The following is a 20,419-nucleotide window of genomic DNA, read 5'->3' as shown; positions in this document are numbered from 1 at the left end:
GTTAGAAGCCGGACTTCCATCCCTTAACTATGGAAGTCCCGCCTTTCAGTTCGCATAGAAAATGCCCTGCGAAAGCGCAAATCCAAGTTGGAGGCTGAAAGGAAGGCTGAAACCCTTATGGAGCCTGGGTTACAGCCACACCCAGGGTACTGTGGAACACTGCTGTTTCAGCCTCTGCGCACTGGAGGCTGAAACCATGGCTGAAACCAAGGCTGAAAGTGGCGAAAACTCTGGGCTCCAGCCATTTTTGTAGCTCCGTGGAACGGTTTTCGCCTCAGCCAATGCAGATTGAAGGCGGAAACATAGGCTGAATCCCGCGAATTATCAGGGCTTCAGCCATTCCAGAGTAGCCGTGGAGCATATTTTGATTCAGCCTCCGCAGATTGGAGGCTGAAACATAGGCTGAATCCAGCAGAATTACTGAATTCAGCCATCTCAGGCTACCCGTGGAACAATTTCGGATGCCAGGGCGGAGCGTGTCCCCCCAGAATCATGCTTGGAGCGATCATCGGCAAACGCCGAAGGTCCCCTTTCAGGCACCCCCTGTTCGCTGAGATAGATCGCGAGCTGCCCCTAGATCTCCAACCAGGGCGTCATTTCCGGTTGCGAGCCTTGTGCCTCTGGATATAGTGGTCAGCCACAAGGGCCGCGACTCCCATCACGATTGCAAAGGCCGTTACCGAAATCACGCCAATACCAAGCGGACTCATCAACCCTTTCTCCCTAGTGAATCAGCAACTTTAACCTCATCAAGATAGCGCCCGAGCAACTCCAGATCCTCACGCTTCTCGCGCAGGTAATGGTAGCGATCATAGTGCCGGGCCTGCACACCGTTGCGACCGTGAGACAGAAGCCAGGCGCGGCGCTGCTCATCCACGCCGAGTTGCGCCAAATGAGTCTCAATGCTGGCCCGCACCATGCGCCAGGTGAACTTACGCGTAAGTCCCTTCCCAGCCAGCTCAGCGCCCAGCTCCGAAAAGAGCTGCAGCGCCGTGTCGCGAGCCACCTGTCGACCTGTCCGTACGGAAAACAGCGGATCCGAAACTGATCCTGCGGACGCCTGCAGCAAGGGTTGAATGTACTCCTGCAACCTCGGTGTCAGTGGAAGAAGATGATCCCTTGGCATTGCCCCCTTGCCACCCTTCCGCTCAGTGAGCGCGAGGACCGAGCCATAACCATCCACCTCAATGATGCTTCCCCTGGTGGCACGCACCAACATCGCCACGCGCTGGCCACCGAGGTAAACCATACAGCGGGCGATGGCACGCTGCGGTTCATCCATCGCATCGACGCCCAGCAGCAGGTGCCGCAGCTCATCTTTGGTCAGCGAATCGGTATTGGCTCTCTCCGCGCCGTCGATCGTCGGAAGCATCGCAGCGGGATTTTGCGTCAGTCCAAACAGGACCGAGTCACCTGCTCGCAATGGATCAAGATCGTGCTTCAGGCCGTAGGAGTATGCGGCGCGCAGGTATGACCGCAGCCTATTGGCCATTGTGCGCTTGCCATTCACGGCGTTAGCGACCGTCTTCCGGGCTCCCCGCCCTTTCAGTGCCGGTTCGCGGTGAATGCAGAGCCGCAGAATATTCGACAGCTCAGCCGCCGAGATGTCCTTGGCCCTCCTCTGGGCTAGGTCGGGAAAGGCCTGGAGCACATTCAGCTCGAGGGCGCGACCTACATCCTTGGCGCTCGATTTCTCGCGCCGCTGCATATCGTCGACGTATGCCTTGAGCAACTCCTCGAAACTGCCCTGCTGGGCCTCCAATGACACCTGACGCTCAGATTGCAACTGGTCCAGCCGCCGCCGCTCCTCATAAGCGGCAAGACTGGAGAATGGCCGAGCCTGGGCAGAAATCTGTGCGGCCTCCCGCCGCCAGAAAGCCAGCCCTCTTACATGGCCATCAGCCCCTAAGGCGCCAAAGACGCCCAGCTTCATTCGCTCCTGGCCACCATTTCGGCGCCAAGAGAGATACACCTCGATGCAGCCATTAGTCCGGCGCTCCAAGAGCATAGACCCCGCCCCACGCTCCCCCAGGGGCTCGGAGTGAGTCTTAGTCCGCGTGGTAACATCCCCCTTCTTAAGCATGCCACTCTGCGCCCAGGATCGTGCCTGCGTGTCTGTCAGCCTTCCACTCACTACGTCGTTCCTCGTCATTTGAGTCTGCGCTTCGCTCAACGGACCGTTGAAGCTCCAAGCAGTACTGTGATCGACTCTGAACGACTCCCAAGGCTTTATTCCGCAGGTTTCCGGTCGAAATGAACTCAGGTGAAATCTGCTGAAAGGCGGTATGCTTTGACTTGTAATCAGTAGGTCCCGGGTTCGACTCCTGGTGCCGGCACCATCTTTCTCAAGACGACTTGGGCTCACCTTCGGGTGGGCCCAAGTCGTTCTTGCCGCAAGGAAAAGCTCTATCTCCGGGGTTGTACCGGCGAAGAAACTTTTTGCCTTGAGTGGAATCTAATTACGCCTTATAGATGCCGCTGAGTTTCGCGTCCTTCTCAGGTCCATCCGCCGTCCAGCAGCCTAGAATAGCCAGAGTGTGTTTACGGGTTTACTCCCCAGGTCCGATGCATATAATTGCCGCCTTTTCCACCAGATCGCCCAGATCGGCAGCTGTCCCACACCTGCCGGCACCCCATGGATGGCGGATTCGCAAGAACCGGATGGATTCGCCGGAGGCACTGTGTTGACTTCTTCGCCCTCTGCATCACCCCCAAAGGGGCAGAGTTCGCTTTCCGCGTCCGAGCGGGTGGCCATCCTGCTGTCGACGTACAACGGCGAACGCTTTCTCGCCGAACAGCTCGACTCCCTGATCGCCCAGACCCACAAGGACTGGACGATCTATGCCTCCGACGATGGCTCCCGCGATGCGACATTGGACATCCTGGCGAAGTACCGCGCGCAGCTTGGCGATGACCGCCTCGTCATTGTGCAGGGCCCCCGCCAGGGGTTCGCGGCGAACTTCCTGAGCTTGCTGGCCCGGGAAGAAATCCAGGCCCCTTATTTCGCGTTCTGCGACCAGGATGACCTCTGGATCCCCGAGCGACTTGCGATGGGGCTGGACTGGATGCGCGGCCTTCCCGCCGATCGCCCGGCGCTTTTCTGCTCCAGGACGCAGCTTATCGACAGCGGTGGCAAGCCCATTGGGCTGTCACCCCTGTTCCTGCGCCCACCGACTTTCGAAAACGCCCTGGTGCAAAGCATCGCGGGCGGCAACACCATGCTGTTCAATGCATCGACCCGGGAGTTGTTGCGACAGACGCCGAAGGGCGAACACATCATTTCCCACGACTGGTGGACCTACCTGCTGGTGACCGGTTGTGGTGGCCACGTGTCCTACGATCCGCGGCCGACGGTCGATTATCGTCAGCATGGCCGAAACCTTGTCGGCTCCAACGCAAGCCTTCAGGAGCGTGTCGTGCGGGTATGCAAGATGTTCAAGGGCACCTTCCGTGAATGGATGGATGCCAATCTGCACGCCTTGACGGTTTTCCGCCCCCACCTCACTCCTGACCATCAGCTCACCCTGCAGCTGTTCGAGCAGGCCCGAGCATCGGCACTTCCCAAGCGCCTGCAACTGATCCGAAAATCTGGCGTCCACAGGCAGTCTCCACTGGGTACCCTGGGCCTGACCGCCGCCGCCATCCTCCATAGGATTTAATACAATGACCATCCTCGTGACCGGCAGCGCCGGCTTCATCGGCGCCAACTTCGTTCTCGACTGGCTGGCAGGCAATGACGAAAAGGTCATCAGCCTCGACAAGCTGACCTACGCCGGCAACCGCCAGAACCTGGCCAGCCTGGACGGCGACGAGCGGCACGTATTCGTGCACGGTGACATCGGCGATGGCGAACTGGTCTCCCGCCTGCTGGCCGAGCACCAACCCCGCGCCATACTGAACTTCGCCGCCGAATCTCACGTCGACCGCTCCATCCACGGCCCGGAAGACTTCATCCAGACCAACATCGTCGGCACCTTCCGCCTGCTGGAAGCGGTGCGCGCCTACTGGAATAACCTTGGCGACGAGCCCAAAGCCGCCTTCCGCTTCCTCCACGTCTCCACCGACGAGGTCTACGGCTCGCTGGGCCCGAACGATCCGGCCTTCCGCGAAAGCAACAAGTACGAGCCGAACAGCCCCTATTCGGCCTCCAAGGCCGCATCCGACCACCTGGTCCGCGCCTACCACCACACCTACGGGCTGCCGGTGCTGACCACCAACTGCTCGAACAACTACGGCCCCTATCACTTCCCCGAGAAGCTGATCCCGCTGGTCATCCACAACGCCCTGGCCGGCAAGCCGCTGCCGATCTACGGCGACGGCCAGCAGGTCCGCGACTGGCTGTACGTGAAGGACCACTGCGCCGCCATCCGCCGCGTGCTGGAAGCCGGCCAACTGGGCGAGACCTATAACGTCGGCGGCTGGAACGAGAAAGCCAATATCGACGTGGTCCATACCCTGTGCGACATCCTCGACCAGGAGCAGCCGCGGACCGACGGACGGAGCTACCGCGAGCAGATCACCTTCGTCAAAGATCGTCCCGGTCACGACCGCCGCTACGCCATCGACGCCACCCGCCTCGAACGCGAGCTGGGCTGGAAGCCGGCGGAAACCTTCGAGACCGGCATCCGCAAGACCGTGCGCTGGTACCTGGACAACCAGGCATGGGTGAACAACGTCACCAGCGGCGCATACCGTGAATGGGTAGGTAAGCAGTACGCATGAACAAGATTCTTCTACTCGGCGCCAACGGCCAGGTCGGCTGGGAACTCCAGCGTGCCCTCGCGCCCCTGGCGCAACTGGTGGTCTGTGACCGGCAAAGGGCCGACCTGAGCGACCTCGCGGGGCTGGCCCGGCTGGTCGCCGAAGAGCGCCCCGACGTGATCGTCAACGCCGGCGCCTACACCGCGGTGGACAAGGCCGAAGGCGACGTCGACGCTGCCCGCCGGATCAATGCCGAGGCTGTCGCGACCCTGGCCCAGGCGGCTCGGGAAATCGATGCCTGGCTGGTGCACTACTCCACCGACTACGTCTTCGACGGCAGCGGCGACACGCCCTTCGAGGAAGACGCCGCCACCGGCGCCCTGGGCGTCTATGGCCAGACCAAGCTGGAAGGCGAGCTCGCCATTCGCGAGAGCGGCTGCCGCCACCTGATCTTCCGCACCAGTTGGGTCTATGCCGCGCGCGGGGCGAACTTCGCCAAGACCATGCTGCGCCTGGCCAAGGAGCGCGACGAACTGCGCGTCATCGCCGACCAGGTGGGCGCACCGACCAGCGCCGAACTGATCGCCGACGTCACCGCCCTGGCACTACAGCGCCTGGCCCATGATGCCGGCCTGCGCGAACGCGCCAGCGGCACCTATCACCTGGTGGCCAGCGGCGAGACCAGTTGGCACCGCTATGCCCAATTCGTCATCGGCGAAGCCATCCACCTGGGCGCCGGCCTGCGCGCCACGCCAGAACGCATCGCCCCCATCGCCACCAGCGAATATCCGCTGCCGGCGAAACGCCCGGCCAACTCGCGCCTGGCCAACGACAAGCTGCAACGCACCTTCGGCCTGGTACTGCCCACCTGGGAGTACCATGTCCAACGCATGATCCGGGAACTGGTAGACCAGGGAGCAGTATGAAACGCAAAGGCATCATCCTCGCCGGGGGTTCCGGCACCCGCCTGCATCCGGCGACCCTGGCCATCTCCAAGCAGCTGCTGCCGGTCTACGACAAGCCGATGATCTACTACCCGCTCAGCACTCTGATGCTGGCGGGCATCCGCGACATCCTGATCATCTCCACCCCGCAGGACACCCCGCGCTTCGAGCAACTGCTCGGCGACGGCAGCCAGTGGGGCCTGAACCTGCAGTACGCCGTGCAACCGTCCCCGGACGGCCTGGCCCAGGCGTTCCTGATCGGCGAGGAGTTCATCGGCAACGACCTCTGCGCCCTGGTGTTGGGCGACAACATCTACCACGGCCACGACTTCCAGGAACTGTTGGTCAGCGCCATGCAGCGCACCTCCGGCGCCAGCGTGTTCGCCTACCACGTGCATGATCCGGAGCGTTACGGCGTGGTCGAGTTCAATGCCGATGGCAAGGCCATCAGCCTCGAGGAAAAGCCGGTCAAACCGAAGTCCAGCTACGCGGTGACCGGCCTGTACTTCTACGACAACCAGGTGATCGACATCGCCAAGAACATCAAGCCCTCCGCCCGCGGCGAGCTGGAGATCACCGATGTCAACAAGGCCTACCTGGAAGCCGGCAAGCTTTCCGTGGAGATCATGGGCCGCGGCTACGCCTGGCTGGACACCGGCACCCACGACTCGCTGCTGGAAGCCAGCCACTTCATCGCCACCCTGGAAAACCGCCAGGGCCTGAAGGTCGCCTGCCCGGAAGAGATCGCCTTCCGCCAGAAGTGGATCAGCGCCGAGCAGCTCGAAGCCCTCGCCGCCCCGCTGGCCAAGAATGGCTATGGCCAATACCTGAAACGCCTGCTGGTCGAGACCGTCTACTGATGAAAGCTACCCGTCTTGCAATCCCGGAAGTGGTCCTGATCGAACCCAAGGTCTTCGGCGACGACCGCGGCTTCTTCTTCGAAAGCTTCAACCACCAGCAATTCGAGGAAGCCATCGGCCGCCCGGTGAAGTTCGTCCAGGACAACCATTCGCGCTCCTCGAAGGGCGTGCTGCGCGGCCTGCACTACCAGCTCCAGAATCCCCAGGGGAAACTGGTGCGCGTGGTCAACGGCGAAGTCTTCGACGTCGCCGTGGACATGCGCCGCTCCTCGCCGACATTCGGCAAATGGGTAGGCGCCCTGCTGAGCGCAGAGAACAAGCACCAGCTGTGGGTACCGGAAGGTTTCGCCCATGGCTTCGTGGTGCTATCGGACTCGGCGGACTTCCTCTACAAGACCACCGACTACTACGCACCGCAGCATGAGCGCTGCCTGGCCTGGAACGATACCGAGGTGGGCGTGGACTGGATGCTCGAGCGTCTCGGCGGCGTCACGCCGCAGCTCTCGGCCAAGGATCAGGTCGGCAACGCTTTCGCTACTGCGGAGGTCTATGCGTAATGCGCCAATACAGCATTGCGCCACTGGAAATTCCTCGTACCTTCTGGCGTAACCGCAGCCTGATCCTGCAGCTGACCCGGCGTGAAATTGCCGGGCGCTACAAGGGCTCTTTCCTCGGCACACTGTGGTCATTCTTCAACCCAATCTTGATGCTCACCGTTTATACTTTCGTATTCAGCGTAGTGTTCAAGGCAAGATGGGGCGGGAGTGGCGCTTCCAAAACCGAGTTCGCCCTTATCTTGTTCGCTGGGCTCATCATCTTCAACATCTTTGCAGAAACCTTCACTAAAGCGCCCAATATCGTCCTATACAGTGCCAACTATGTGAAGAAGATTATCTTCCCACTGGAGATTCTACCAATCATCTCCTTGGCAACTTCGCTCTTCCACGGTTTGGTGAGCTTTCTGGTGTGGTTTATTTTCCACATCATTATCTTCGGAGTGCCTCACCCGCAAGTACTTTATTTTCCACTGGTAGTACTCCCCTTGCTGATGGCAACTCTGGGACTTTCGTGGCTATTGGCATCTGCCGGCGTTTACCTACGCGACGTCTCCCAGGTTATCGGCATTCTCACTACAGCACTGATGTTCCTCTCGCCGATCTTCTATCCGCTCTCGTCACTGCCAACGGAGCTCCAGCCGCTATTCATGATCAATCCATTGACCTCTACCATCGAGCAAACACGCGCGGTACTGATCTTTGGCCAGCAGCCGGACTGGTATGGCCTAGGCATATCCATGCTAGTAGCCAGCCTGATTCTTTGGCTCGGCTTCGCTTGGTTCCAGAAAACACGCAAGGGGTTCGCGGATGTCCTCTGACGTTGCGATCAGCATCAAGAACCTGAGCAAGTGCTATCAGATATATGACAACCCAAGGGATCGCCTGAAGCAATTCATCCTTCCGAGGTTCTCACGCTCTGGCAAGCAATATTTCCGCGAGTTCTGGGCTCTGCAGAATATCAGCCTGGATATACGCCGCGGTGAAACACTGGGCATCCTAGGCCGCAATGGTGCGGGCAAGTCCACACTACTCCAGATCATTTGCGGCACTCTCTCCCAAACGGGCGGCAGCGTTGACGTCAACGGTAGGATCGCAGCACTGCTAGAACTTGGCGCTGGCTTCAATCCGGAGTTCACCGGGCGAGAAAATGTCTACTTGAACGGTAGCGTACTAGGGCTAAGTATTGAGGAAATCGATCGACGCTTTGCTGAAATCGAGAGCTTTGCAGATATTGGAGATTTCATCGATCAGCCCGTCAAGTCCTATTCCAGCGGGATGTACGTTCGCCTGGCATTTGCTGTGCAAGCCTGCGTGGATCCAGAGATTCTGATCGTCGACGAAGCGCTATCCGTTGGCGACATCGGTTTCCAATACAAATGCTTCAAGCGCATGGAAGCACTGCGCAAGAAAGGCGTGACCATCATCATGGTCACCCACTCAACCGGTAGTATCCTGGACTACGCCGACCGCTGCATAGTGCTGGAACGCGGTCGGATTACCACCAATACCACCGATGTACTTTCGGCGGTGCTGGCCTACGAGAAGGGCATGCTAAGCCAGGAAAAGAGCGCGCCACGCCAGATAAATGAGGCAACTGCCACAGAACACCTTCTCGACACCGCCCAACTCAAACAGATCCAGGCGGCAGAGACTAACAAGGAACTCAATGAAAAGCGCTTTGGCTCTGCCCGCGCAATCATCCGCAGCCTAGAAACGGTCAAATCGGACGGAAAGAGCCTTTCCGAAGAACCGATCGTCCGCAGCGGCGAAGAAGTAACCTTCCGCGTCACCCTCACAGCCACTGAAGCGATCAACGATGCCATCCTGGGAATCTCGATCTCGCGCAGTCAGGGGGCCGATATCTGGGGTGACAACAATCTAAACGCCGGTTACACGCTGGATCTCGTTCCCGGCACCCAGGTCATAGAATATGCGGTAAAGCTTCCCATCAGCCAAGGCGACTACCTGATCCATTGTGGCCTGGCCTGTATCAATCAGGGGGAGCGCGAAGAGCTTGATCAGCGACGTCCAATCCAACAGATCAAGTTCTGGTCGGCGCGAAACCAAGTTGGAGTGGTGTTCTCGCCCGTCAAAGTCAGTCAGGGCAACGCACAATGATTGCGGTTTTCCTTCCACCCTATCCTTTCCGAGGAACTCCAGCCCCGTACTTGTGGGTCTTCTACAAGTTCATTAGCCAGAGTACTGAACCACTGTACTTCATAACTGGCGAAGAATACCTGGACTTGGAGGGCAACGCCGGCCGCTGGGAACATACAAGCAACGCCCCCAAACGCTTGAACTACACTATCCCATCTCGGGAAGTGCTGGATCGCCATCGGTTCCATATGCTCTCGCAGGCGCCTTTCGAAGTGCAGTTGGCCCAACGGAATCAGAATCCTGTTGCAGTATTCAAGGATTTTCTGACCATTGACCTTCCTAGCCTCGGTAATGAACTCGAGGAGGCCCTGAATCGTGCCCCGGATCTGGAAGCCATCATTACATGGTGTAACTGCCCTACTCTGACAAGAGTCGCCAACCAATACGACATTCCGGTCATACACTTGGAGTTGGGGCCTTTGCGAAGCCCTGAGTACCGCGCTACAGCCTACCTCGACTTCAGTGGCGTGAATGGAAACACGGAGGCACAGGCCCGCTACGAGAAGCTCGAAAAAGATTTCCAACTCGATATCACCGTCTCGGATCTGCTCGACTACTACGCCTGCAAAGCAGGACAACACGATGACATAGATCGAAACATGATGCAGTTGGGGCTCGCCCTTCAAGTAGAAGACGACTCGAACCTGATAGCCTTTTCCAACGGCTACGACAACACGAGCCTGATCAATCACACCCGCCTATTGCATCCGGATGTCCCGCTGCTGGTACGGGCCCACCCCGGTAGCCTGTTCAACCTGGACAACCAGAAGCTGATTGTCGACTACTCTCCGGACACGGCTTGCTTCCTTGATCGAATTCAAGAGTTGCTCACCATCAACTCTAGCGTTGGCCTGGAAGCACTGCTACGGGAGAAGTGCGTCAAGGCGCTGGGTGACTGTTCTTATCAGTTTCTGACTCATCTGCCGGTGGAACAGCGCACTGCTGCACTGGCTTTCTACCTATTCGGCTATCTAGTACCACAAGAGTTGGTGTTCGACCTCGCCTACCTGCGGATGCGCTTGGGCAATCCCAGCGAAAACGAGATCATCGGGTGTCATATTGCCCACTATGCCGGCAACGCCCGCGCCATACCTACGAATGCAGCTACCTTGAAGCAAATGATCGAATACGAACTTCAGCGCGAAAAGCTGGAAAGGCTTGCACACATCGAATCCGAACTCCGCCTGAAAATCGCAGGCATGGAGCAGAATATTCAATGCCTGGAGAATGAGCTTGCCCTTCATCAGGAACAAAGCCACCAGCATGCGAGCAACACTCAGCAGCGTGATGCGACCATCCGCGAATTGCAGATGAAGCTTTCCGAGACCGACGAGCAATCTCGCCAACTTCGCAAACGGTTGGGGCAGGCAGAAGAAACGATCACGGAAATTTTCAGCAGCAATAGTTGGAAATTTAGCGCTCCAGTACGTATGGCTGGCCGCGCCGCCATTCGTGCGCGCCGATTGGTCCAGGCCTATTCCCTCGCACGCAGCCGCTATGCGTCTCCCTCACTGCTGTTGGACAAAGCTTTCACCGTATATCGGAACGAAGGCCTCCCCGGCCTGCGCTTGCGGATTCGCCAATTGTTGATCAGCACGCCGACCCCTTCGGGATTGAGCCAGACGGCACCTCTACCACGACGCAGCACCGAAGTGACGAGGCTGGATGAGCCCGTGGACATTGTGGTGTGCGTGCACAACGCATTGCAGGATGTGAAACATTGCCTGGAGTCCGTATCACGCTACACGCTGTCCCCCTACAATCTGATCCTGGTAGACGATGGCAGCGGTCCGGAAACCCAAGCCTATCTGGCGCAATACGCAGCCGAGCAGGGAGCAGTCCTTCACCGCAATGAAACAGCAGGCGGCTATACACGCGCTGCCAACTGCGGGCTTCGCTTGTCATCGGCAAGCTACGTGGTATTGCTCAATAGTGACACCATAGTCTCACCCTACTGGCTGGAACGTCTGGCCCGCTGTGCGCGACAGGTGCCGCGTGCCGGCATTGTCGGACCATTAAGCAACACCGCCTCCTGGCAGTCGGTACCCCGCATCTTCGATGAGGCCGGCGACTGGACGGACAATCCCCTTCCGAAGGGGTCGAGCATCCAGGACTTTGCCAATGAAGTCGCCCGCGAAGCACAGGGCATCTATCCGGAGGTGGGCTTTATCAATGGCTTCTGCTTCATGATCAGCCGAAGCCTGATTAATGAAATCGGCCATTTCGACGAAGAGACTTTCGCCAAGGGATACGGCGAAGAGAACGACTTCTGCTTACGCGCCGCAGCGGCCGGATGGAAGTTGGCTATTGCCGACGACGCCTATGTGTTCCATGCGCAGTCCAAGAGCTACTCTCACGAACGTCGCAAGGAATTAGCCAGCGCCGCGGGAGAAAAGCTGGCAAACAAACACGGCCAAGCAGCCATCAACAGCCAGTTGAGCATTACCGCACAGCACCTTGCCCTGGAATACATTCGCCGACGAACCGCCCTGATAGAAGCCAAGCAGGCCACGCGGGCTCGTAGTCGCCGGTTCCAGGGCAAGCGCATATTGTTCGTCCTTCCGGCAAGGACCGCCGGAGGTGGTGGCAACATCATTCTCCTGGAAGCCGATCGACTTCGTCGCCTGGGCATCGACGCTCACATAGCCAATCTCTCATCCAATCGGGACATCTTCACAGCCAGTTATCCGGATAATTCCCTACCGACTCATTTCGTCGATGGTCCGGATGCTGTTGCCGAGTTGGCAATGAATTTCGATGCAGTGGTAGCCACTCTCTACCTGACTGTCGAATGGTTGGCACCGCTGGCCAAGCGAGAAGGCGCTCCACGCATTGTTTACTACGTGCAGGATTATGAACCAGACTTCTTCCCTGCAGAGCATTCAGAGCACGCTCGTGCTCTACAAAGCTACTCTCTGGTACCAAATTCTCGCCTGGTCACCAAGACGCAATGGAACCGCCGCGTTCTTCAAGAGAAATGTGGTGTAACCGCCAGCGTGATTGGAGTCGACTACGACGACGAGCGCTACTTCCCCTCTCGCGTGTCCCAGGTCGGCAATCCGGTTATTCGAGTCTGCGCAATGCTGCGCCCGCAGACGCCACGCCGAGCTCCCGAGCTGACTGCTCGTGTCTTGAAGCAACTCAAGACCCAGTTCGGAGCACAGGTGTCCATCCACATTTTTGGCTGCAATAATAACGACCCGGGCTATCAGGCCCTGAGGCTCGATATCGAACATGAGAACTTGGGTGAGTGCTCTCCAGAGATCGTCTCCCAACTGCTACGCAGAACAGATGTGTTCCTCGACCTATCCTCCTTCCAGGCCATGGGGCTAACTGCACTGGAAGCAATGGCTTGCGGCGTAGCAGTGGTAGCCCCCCGCAACGGTGGCCCCAGCGAATTCATCGAAGATGGCAAGAATGGCCTACTGGTAGACAGCAGTAACGAACAGGCATGCCTGAATGCAGCCTGCTCGCTGATCACCAACTTCGAACTGCGAAATTACATTCGCAGCCAAGCCGTTGGCGTCAGCCGATATTACCCGGAAGCAGTTCTGGAAAACCTGCTCACCGCCATCTTTGCCTGAAGAGCCTGCAATGTCGACGAGTTCCCCCCTCAAAATTCACGTGCTATTCGAAAGCTCCGATGATGGTAAACCACACGGCTGCAGCCTAATCCGGCTGCTGCGCCCCTTCGCCCATCCTAACCTCGCCGGGTCTCTGGAGCTGACTTACAGCACCGAGCTGCCAGTTTTCAACCCAGATGTCGTGATCATAGAAAGGCTCTGGACGCATCGAATGGACACTCTAGCATTGCTCAAATGCATTCATGGCCTGAAGTCACGAGGGATCACTGTCATCTATGAAACAGATGACGACCTATTGCACGTCCATACACGAGTTGGTGATCGCGAATGGCCCACCGCAGATCAACGTAACCATTTACGCCTCCTGGCACGTGAAGCGGATGGCGTTATAGTGTCTACAACGCCGCTTGCCGAGACACTCAGGCCGCTGAACCCTTGTGTGCATGTCGTGCCGAATACGCTTGATGAACAGCTCTTCCCAGCAACGCGCACGCTGCCCCCCCGATCGGGTCACTTGAAGTTCGGCTATATGGGGACCTTCACCCATCTTGAAGACTTGGCCTACATTGCCAATCCCATAAAATCCCTATTGTATGAAATGCGTGGCTCCTTGGAGTTCGAGATCGTGGGTATAGGTGATACGCGTGCCATCCAGAACGTTTTCAAGAATACTCCAGTCTCGATAAAGTACGTCCCCACTAACTGCGTCGAATACACACAGTTCTGCAGTTGGATGCAGAGAAATCTAGATTGGCACTTTGGCATTGCGCCGCTGTTAAAGTCTGAGTTCTCAGATTCGAAATCCGACATCAAATATCTAGACTATTCGATCCTAGGCATACCTGGCATCTATTCCGACGTTCCAGCGTACAGCAGCACCGTGGAGCATGAACGGACCGGCCTACTAAGCGCTAATGACAACGACAGCTGGAAACTCAACCTCAAGCGAATGATTGAACAACCGGAACTGCGCATGGCGCTAGCCAAACAGGCAGAGGAAGAGATCCGCTCCAAGCGTACGCTGGCAACTCAAGCTCATCGCTTCCTCGATGCCGTAGTGAGTATCAGAAGCCAGTCCATAGTCTAGCCGTGTCTCCCAGCGAGCATGCGCCTGCCACGGCTGGCCAATGCTCGCAATGGGGCAGTTATGCGCCAACTTGTTGATTGGCGATACTCTTCGACAGCGCTCTTCAGCAGAGCACGCTCCTGCATCAGAACATCCAGTTCGCTCCTCAACAGCGTCAGGCGTTCATCCTCTTCTCCAACGCGGCCCTGAGTTGTGCCCAACATAACGCTATAACGCAAAGATGCCACACAGGCTTCATCCTGTTCACGACGCAGCAACTCAATACGTCTCTTGGCAAATACCTCCGGAGCCTGTCTGCTGTGAGAGCTGTTATGGCGCAAGTGCACATAGAACTCCCCGGCTCCGGCTTCTACCTCGATTAGTTCAAGCTCGATAAGACCGAGAAAACTCAGCTCACTCACCAGTCGCTCGAAAGATGCAGGGGTGAAGACCCAGCAATGTACGTCGAAATACTGATCCGGCGATTGTGCGAGCCGGGAACGCCATACGTCATATACGTGTTTAAGATCCCCGCTGGGGAAGATACTCATGGGATCCACACCGGTGCTGAAGCCTGACGTAGGCTTACCATCCAGATATTGCTTTGCGTAAAGGGATTCATGTTCAAACATTTGTCCGAAAGAAGGCTTACTCCTATGCTGCTGATTCGCCTCCAGTACGTCGGCTAATGAAGAATTGGGACGAAAATAGTCAAAGCAGCCCCGCTTGTCCGGGACAGCCATACTGAGAGTGCCCCCGTCCTTCAAGACTTTTGCACATCCTTGAAGAAACTTGAGTAGGTCAGGAATGTGCTCAACATTGTGCGACGATACAATGAAGTCCATCTGGCCAAGCAGGCCTGCACGCTCGACCAGAGCCTCCAGCTCGGACGAGGAGCCCAACAGATCCACCGGCTCGATATCGCGTACCCGCTCTGCAGGAACGTTAGGATCGGAGATGGCCCTCTGACGCAGGGTCTCCTCATCAAAGACATCGATAATCAAAGTGGCATAGCCATCCCGCTTCGGGACAATCGGATTGAACCAAGGCCCAATCTCTATTCCTCGTCCGTCACGCGATAAATATTTGGTGATTTTCTGCTTGCGCTCCACACTCTCTCCTTTAGTTTACAAAACCAGCCCTCGGGCGCTGCCCCCTTGGGAAAAACCGTCAATGAAGATTAGACCTCTTTTGCATTTGCGCACATGGCTGGCTGTCGGAGTGACTCTGGTTACTTGCTTCTGGCTCCTATCTAGGTTCGCCGAACACTATTACAGCGAACAACTCGCCAGGCAGAACCAGCAAACCCTTGACCTCTACGTCGCCAACCTGCTCGGCACACTGCGCCGCTACGAGGATCTACCGCCAATCCTCAGCGAACTGCCGGCGCTGCGAGCGACCTTGCAGCAGATTGGTGACACAACGGTGCGCGACGAGGCCAATGCCCGGCTGGCGGAGATATGCCTACGCACCGGTGCCGACGTCATTTACCTGATGCGCCCTGATGGCTTGACACAGGCGGCTTCCAACTGGGACCAGCCGGACAGCTTCGTCGGCCGCAACTTCTCCTTCCGCCCTTATTACAAGGACGCCATCCAGGGCAAGCCAGCGCGCTTCTTCGGCTTGGGTACCACCTCCAACCGGCGAGGCTACTACTTCGCCAGCGACGTTCGCGAGAGCAACAAATTGCTGGGAGTCCTGGTGGTCAAGCTGGATCTGGAGCACATGGAGCAGCTTTGGGGTAACACGCCGGAACAACTACTGGTCACCGATAGCGATGGCGTGGTCATCCTTTCGTCCAACAGCGCCTGGCGCTTCCATGCCAGCCGTTCGCTGTCACCAGCGAAGCAACGCGAGATAGCCGAGAACATTCCCTATCCGGTGCTCAACCCAAAGCCCCTGCAGATCGACGAAAAACGGTGGATCAGCCTCAGTCGCGAACTCCCGGAAACCGGTTGGACGGTAAGCATCTATACGCCTCGAGCCCAGATAGACCAACCGGTACGCAGCGTGCTGCTGGTAGGTGGGGCCACCCTGATAGCCCTGCTGTTGCTGTTCGCACTACTGGGCATTAGCCGCCGCCATTATCTCGAACGCATTGCCCTCGAGGCCCAGGCCAAGCGCCAGTTGGAAATGCGCGTTCTGGAGCGCACCCAGGAACTGGAAGACACCAATGCCCGGCTGCTGCAGGAAGTACATGATCGCGAGCAGGCCCAGCGCGAACTTATGCACGCCCAGGAAGAAGTGGTTCAGGCTGGAAAACTGACCGCCCTAGGCACCATGTCAGCGAGCATCAGCCACGAACTCAACCAGCCGCTTGCTGCAATCCGCAGCTATGCTGACAACGCCCGGGTGCTGCTGGATCACCAGCGTCTCGACGATGCCCGAGGCAACTTGGACCAGATCAGCTCATTGACCGAGCGCATGGCCTCAATCATCGCCCATCTCAAAGCCTATGCCCGCGGAGCCCGCCGCGCGCCGGAAAACGTCGCCTTGCAACCAGCCATCAATGACGCCCTGGCTCTGGTGGCCAGCCGCCGCCAGGCCATGGGAGTGGAACTGCAGCGCGACCTGCCCGATGCCCCTATCTGGGTCCAAGCTGGAGAGACGCGCCTTCGGCAGATCCTTGCCAATCTGCTGTCCAACGCCCTCGACGCCCTCAGCGAGAAAGCTCCGCCACGGCGTATCTGGCTGACCGCCGAACAGAAGCCGGACAGCGTAGTCCTGTACCTGCGCGACAACGGCCCGGGCTTCTCCCAGGAGGCACTGACCCACGCTCGCGAACCCTTCTTCACCACCAAGACCAGCGCCAAAGGTCTCGGCCTCGGCCTGGCCATCTGCGACACCCTGCTGCGCGCCCTTGGTGGCCGCCTGGAACTGGAGAATCATCCCAAGGGCGGTGCTCTCGTGCAGTTACACCTATTGCCGGGCATCCCCGGCGTGATGCCAACGCCTCAGGAAGAAACCCGCGCATGAGCAGCAGCGCAGCATTCGCAACCGGTGCCCAGGCCCAGCCGATTGACACCCCTACCTATCAACCCCTTGATTTCACCGGCTTCCAAACCACCACCCCAGGTGATGCCAGAGCGCTGAATGCTAGCCTCTCACACACCAGGCTCTGTATGGTTGAATTGCAAAATCTGGGGAAGAAAGTAAATATCATGTCTAGCCACATCTGCTCAAATGTCTATATTCTTCAGCCCCGATGCATCTTCTTTCTTCAAAAACCAGAAGCGATCATACCTGCGATGATGTTTATCTCTAAGCGTACAGAGCTAGAAAAATAAAGCCTCAGACTAAAAAAGTGTGACTGTATAGTCATCATCAAAACTCTCTTCAAAGGCCATCAAAAGAAGAAAAAGAGATCTAGAATGAATTCAAAAATCGCAGTAGTAATTCCTTGCTACAAGGTAACCAGCCATATACTCAATGTCATAAGCCGCATTGACAAAGAAATTTCTTTAATTTACGTTATCGATGATAAATGCCCAGACAACTCAGGCGATTTAGTCCAGCGCCATTGTCATGATCCTCGTGTAAGAATCATCCGGCATGAGGTTAATTTAGGTGTTGGTGGCGCCGTAATGTCCGGCTATATTGCTGCTGCAGACGAAGGCGCCGACATAATTGTCAAAGTAGATGGTGATGGACAGATGGACCCATCGCTTATTACTAGATTCACGACGCCCATTCAGGAGTCTTGGGCAGATTATACAAAGGGAAATCGTTTCTATGACCTGACTCATATTCGCCGCATGCCGGGAGTCCGTCTTCTAGGAAATGCCGCACTTTCATTTCTAGCGAAGCTTTCTACCGGATATTGGAACTTATTTGACCCGACAAACGGTTACACTGCCATAGATTCGAGGTTAATAAAGCACCTTCAACTCGAAAAAGTCAGCAATCGCTATTTTTTTGAAACAGACATGCTATTTAGACTTAACACCATAAAGGCGGTTGTTGTAGACATACCGATGGACGCCAAATATGGAGATGAGCACTCCAACCTCAAGATATCTAAAATTCTCGGCGAATTCGCAAGAAAGCACGTTACAAATCTTGGAAAGCGAATTTTCTACAACTACTTTCTTCGCGACATGTCGGCCGCCAGCTTCGAACTTATATTTGGTATACTTCTCATTGTCTTCTCGATCATCTATGGCTCCATCGAGTGGCTCCATTCAATACGTACAGGGCTGGCTGCACCACTTGGCTCAATCATGCTCGCAGTGGTCCCGTTCCTTACAGGGCTACAATTTATGACGGCCTTTATCAACCATGACGTATCCAATGTCCCTAGCACACCCATCAGCCGCCTATTGACACCGCCCAAGAAGAAGTAAAAAACATGACACTCCAACAGACACTATTGACACTGCTTTGTGTACTAGCCATTTCCGGCGGCCAGCTCTTATTCAAACGGGCCAGCATGGCGATAGAGCAGGCAGGCACTTGGCAGTCTCAAAACGCCCTTATGCTGGTTGGCTTGGCACTTTTTATATATGGCCTCACGACACTACTATGGATAAACATACTTAGGCAGATTCCACTGAGCCGAGCCCATATATTCATGTCACTGAGTTTTGTACTCGTTCCCGTTGCCAGCCACTTCCTATATGGAGACATATTAAGCAGGGGATTCATCATTGGCCTCTCCCTAGTCATACTTGGGCTTATAATTGCTATTCAGTACGGATGAGCCATGCTTTTACATCACAGTAGCTATAGAATCACGTATATTCTATTGGCAATCTTCTTGATTACGCTCTCACTGTCAATCCCCCCATTACAATCACCTGATGAAGGAGCACATATCAAACGCGCCTATACAGCTTCACAGGGCAAAATCACATTAGAAACGCCACTCGGAAAAAGCTCTGGAGGAAATATAGATACGGGGCTTATAGATTACCTGACAACATTTGACAGTCTACCGTTCAAGCCGAACTCGACTCTTTCAAGAGACGATTATCTTTCCTCCAAGAAACTGAACTGGACATACTCAGAATCATTCTCTGAAATGCCCGGAACAGGCTTCTACTTCCCAGCTATATATACCCCTCAAGCTTTAGCCTTCATTACAGGCCAGAAGCTTGGGTTACACATCGATCAGTCATATCGATTAGCACGTATTTTTAACATATTAGCCTCTCTGGCAATATTGGCGGTAGCTATACAGACTCTCTCTCCGCCGCCACTTGTAATCGCTCTCCTGATACTGCCAATGAGTCTTTTCCAGTTCATGTCGGCATCCATTGATGGTGTCTCTACAGCATTAACAGTGCTTGCCATATCGCTATTTATCAGTATCTATAAGCGTGAAACCCCACCAGCATGCAAAGATATAGTATTTCTCTCGACAGTACTTCTTATCATCTGCACAAGCCGTGCTCAACTATCTCCACTCCTAATTTTACTTCTGATAATAGCGATATCATACCGTAGCCTCTCTGCATTTATTTCTTTCGCAACATCATCATTTATCACACTAGCTTGGACATTCTTCACCATCACCCACACTATCGACAACCGAGTGACCCGTGAACTGTCTACAGCACAAATTGCAGCAGAATATATTCACACCCCCCTAAGTTATTGCAAGATCCTATTAAAGACCGTAAGCACACCAGAGAATTATTATTTTTACGGAAGATCATTTCTTGGAATACTCGGATACTTAGATACGCCACTAACAAACTCGACGTACCTAGTTCTATCGTCCCTATTATTAGTCATCGCGCTACTTTCCATATCCTGGCTCCGAAACGAAAGACATGTCCAATCATCTATCATACTAGTTGCTCTCTCGACCTCAACCATACTTCTTATATTCTTTGCGCTAGCAATTAGCTGGACGCCTTATCCAACTGAAGTTATCCAAGGCGTACAAGGAAGATACTTCATAGCATCAGCCATTATTCTTGCATATGGCCTATCTCCCAAGGGGTTCCGCTGGAGAAGTGCTCAGGGAGTAATAGCCTCTATCGCTCTTTTATTTCTATTCACTTTTTCCATCTACAAAACCAACGAAGCGCTACTCATGCGCTACTTCATGCGTACCGACCTGACTGAACTTCAACGCAAGCCCAGCTCACTACTATCCCCTGATAGCAGTATAGATTTAAGTCTTCTCAATGTACCAAACTCCTCTATCACCCCCCCAACTTCGGTATCTGTCCAGTTCGCCACCTACAGAAATACGCTTTCAGGTACCGCAAAATTAACTTTCTATAATGCAGAAAAACCAGTTCAGTCGGAATATATTGACCTAAGCACAATAAAGGACAATGAGTACCACAAATTCAATCTTCCTCCTCAACCAATTACCAATATAAAGATAACCTCGGACACCGAAATAAGTCTAAGCACCTGGCAGGTTTCTGGTGCTCAAAGCCATGCACCCCAGACATGCATAATTTATAAATATCAATCCGGTCGGACCTGGAGAACACCAGGATGTTGACAAACCAGTCCCCCTTCAAACCAAGGCTTATTCAAAAGTGACTTTTACATAGGCAAGTATGTAAATGGCACCTAGGGGGCGGCTAGA

General features: G+C 55.6%; 16 protein-coding genes. 14 read left to right on the top strand and 2 right to left on the bottom strand.

All coding sequences use genetic code 11. From position 1 onward, the window contains the following. Positions 1-709: 709 nt before the first annotated feature. Positions 710-1,933, bottom strand: a complete 1,224-nt coding sequence (locus FG99_RS06680; protein WP_043268320.1) for a tyrosine-type recombinase/integrase — start codon at positions 1,931-1,933, stop codon at positions 710-712. An 814-nt stretch (positions 1,934-2,747) separates the two neighbouring features. Between FG99_RS06680 and FG99_RS06670 the strand changes: the two genes are divergently transcribed. The 9 genes from FG99_RS06670 to FG99_RS31950 are packed head-to-tail and all read left to right on the top strand — an operon-like array spanning position 2,748 to position 13,890. Beyond that, positions 2,748-3,659: a glycosyltransferase family 2 protein gene (locus FG99_RS06670; protein ID WP_256204837.1), complete on the top strand. Its 912-nt coding sequence runs from the start codon at positions 2,748-2,750 to the stop codon at positions 3,657-3,659. Between the two features lie 4 nt (positions 3,660-3,663). Further along, on the top strand, positions 3,664-4,722 hold the full coding sequence (gene rfbB, locus FG99_RS06665; protein ID WP_043268318.1) for a dTDP-glucose 4,6-dehydratase: 1,059 nt from the start codon (positions 3,664-3,666) through the stop codon (positions 4,720-4,722). Beyond that, entirely contained in the window at positions 4,719-5,627 is a 909-nt protein-coding gene (rfbD, locus tag FG99_RS06660) for a dTDP-4-dehydrorhamnose reductase (protein ID WP_043268316.1), read from the top strand. Before rfbB ends, rfbD begins: the two co-directional genes overlap by 4 nt. Further along, positions 5,624-6,505, top strand: coding sequence for a glucose-1-phosphate thymidylyltransferase RfbA (gene rfbA, locus FG99_RS06655; RefSeq protein WP_043268314.1), 882 nt, complete (start codon positions 5,624-5,626; stop codon positions 6,503-6,505). Before rfbD ends, rfbA begins: the two co-directional genes overlap by 4 nt. After that, entirely contained in the window at positions 6,505-7,062 is a 558-nt protein-coding gene (rfbC, locus tag FG99_RS06650; protein ID WP_043268312.1) for a dTDP-4-dehydrorhamnose 3,5-epimerase, read from the top strand. The genes rfbA and rfbC overlap by 1 nt, the downstream gene beginning before the upstream one ends. Continuing rightward, positions 7,062-7,880, top strand: coding sequence for an ABC transporter permease (locus FG99_RS06645; RefSeq protein WP_043268311.1), 819 nt, complete (start codon positions 7,062-7,064; stop codon positions 7,878-7,880). Before rfbC ends, FG99_RS06645 begins: the two co-directional genes overlap by 1 nt. Next, positions 7,870-9,180, top strand: a complete 1,311-nt coding sequence (locus FG99_RS06640) for an ABC transporter ATP-binding protein (RefSeq protein ID WP_043268309.1) — start codon at positions 7,870-7,872, stop codon at positions 9,178-9,180. The genes FG99_RS06645 and FG99_RS06640 overlap by 11 nt, the downstream gene beginning before the upstream one ends. Further along, the gene (locus FG99_RS30715; protein WP_081884580.1) at positions 9,177-12,803 is read left to right on the top strand and encodes a GT99 family glycosyltransferase N-terminal domain-containing protein; all 3,627 of its coding nucleotides are present in this window, start codon (positions 9,177-9,179) and stop codon (positions 12,801-12,803) included. The genes FG99_RS06640 and FG99_RS30715 overlap by 4 nt, the downstream gene beginning before the upstream one ends. A 10-nt stretch (positions 12,804-12,813) precedes the next feature. Then, positions 12,814-13,890, top strand: coding sequence for a glycosyltransferase (locus FG99_RS31950; RefSeq protein WP_141766210.1), 1,077 nt, complete (start codon positions 12,814-12,816; stop codon positions 13,888-13,890). On the opposite strand, the gene FG99_RS06620 is transcribed toward FG99_RS31950, so the two are convergent. Then, positions 13,887-14,981: a methyltransferase domain-containing protein gene (locus FG99_RS06620; protein WP_051878558.1), complete on the bottom strand. Its 1,095-nt coding sequence runs from the start codon at positions 14,979-14,981 to the stop codon at positions 13,887-13,889. The genes FG99_RS31950 and FG99_RS06620 overlap by 4 nt on opposite strands. A gap of 61 nt (positions 14,982-15,042) precedes the next feature. Here FG99_RS06620 and FG99_RS06615 point away from each other — a divergent pair, with 61 nt between their 5' ends. From FG99_RS06615 to FG99_RS31095, 5 genes are all read left to right on the top strand, one after another. Next, positions 15,043-16,845: a sensor histidine kinase gene (locus FG99_RS06615; protein ID WP_043268305.1), complete on the top strand. Its 1,803-nt coding sequence runs from the start codon at positions 15,043-15,045 to the stop codon at positions 16,843-16,845. Further along, positions 16,842-17,156 carry a hypothetical protein gene (locus FG99_RS31945; protein WP_141766209.1) on the top strand — a complete coding sequence of 105 codons (315 nt, stop codon included), beginning with the start codon at positions 16,842-16,844 and terminating at the stop codon, positions 17,154-17,156. The genes FG99_RS06615 and FG99_RS31945 overlap by 4 nt, the downstream gene beginning before the upstream one ends. An 84-nt stretch (positions 17,157-17,240) precedes the next feature. Then, the gene (locus tag FG99_RS31100) at positions 17,241-18,212 is read left to right on the top strand and encodes a glycosyltransferase family 2 protein (RefSeq protein WP_081884579.1); all 972 of its coding nucleotides are present in this window, start codon (positions 17,241-17,243) and stop codon (positions 18,210-18,212) included. A 5-nt stretch (positions 18,213-18,217) separates the two neighbouring features. Then, complete coding sequence (locus FG99_RS33175) at positions 18,218-18,568, top strand: EamA family transporter (protein WP_043268303.1); 351 nt, start codon at positions 18,218-18,220, stop codon at positions 18,566-18,568. A gap of 3 nt (positions 18,569-18,571) precedes the next feature. Further along, positions 18,572-20,332, top strand: coding sequence for a DUF2142 domain-containing protein (locus FG99_RS31095; RefSeq protein WP_081884578.1), 1,761 nt, complete (start codon positions 18,572-18,574; stop codon positions 20,330-20,332). Positions 20,333-20,419 lie beyond the last annotated feature (87 nt).

It is taken from the genome of Pseudomonas sp. AAC (assembly GCF_000725445.1).
Lineage (GTDB): Bacteria > Pseudomonadota > Gammaproteobacteria > Pseudomonadales > Pseudomonadaceae > Pseudomonas > Pseudomonas citronellolis.
The sequence above is the reverse complement of the archived record's forward strand: the minus strand, read 5'-3'. Positions and strand labels throughout refer to the sequence as shown.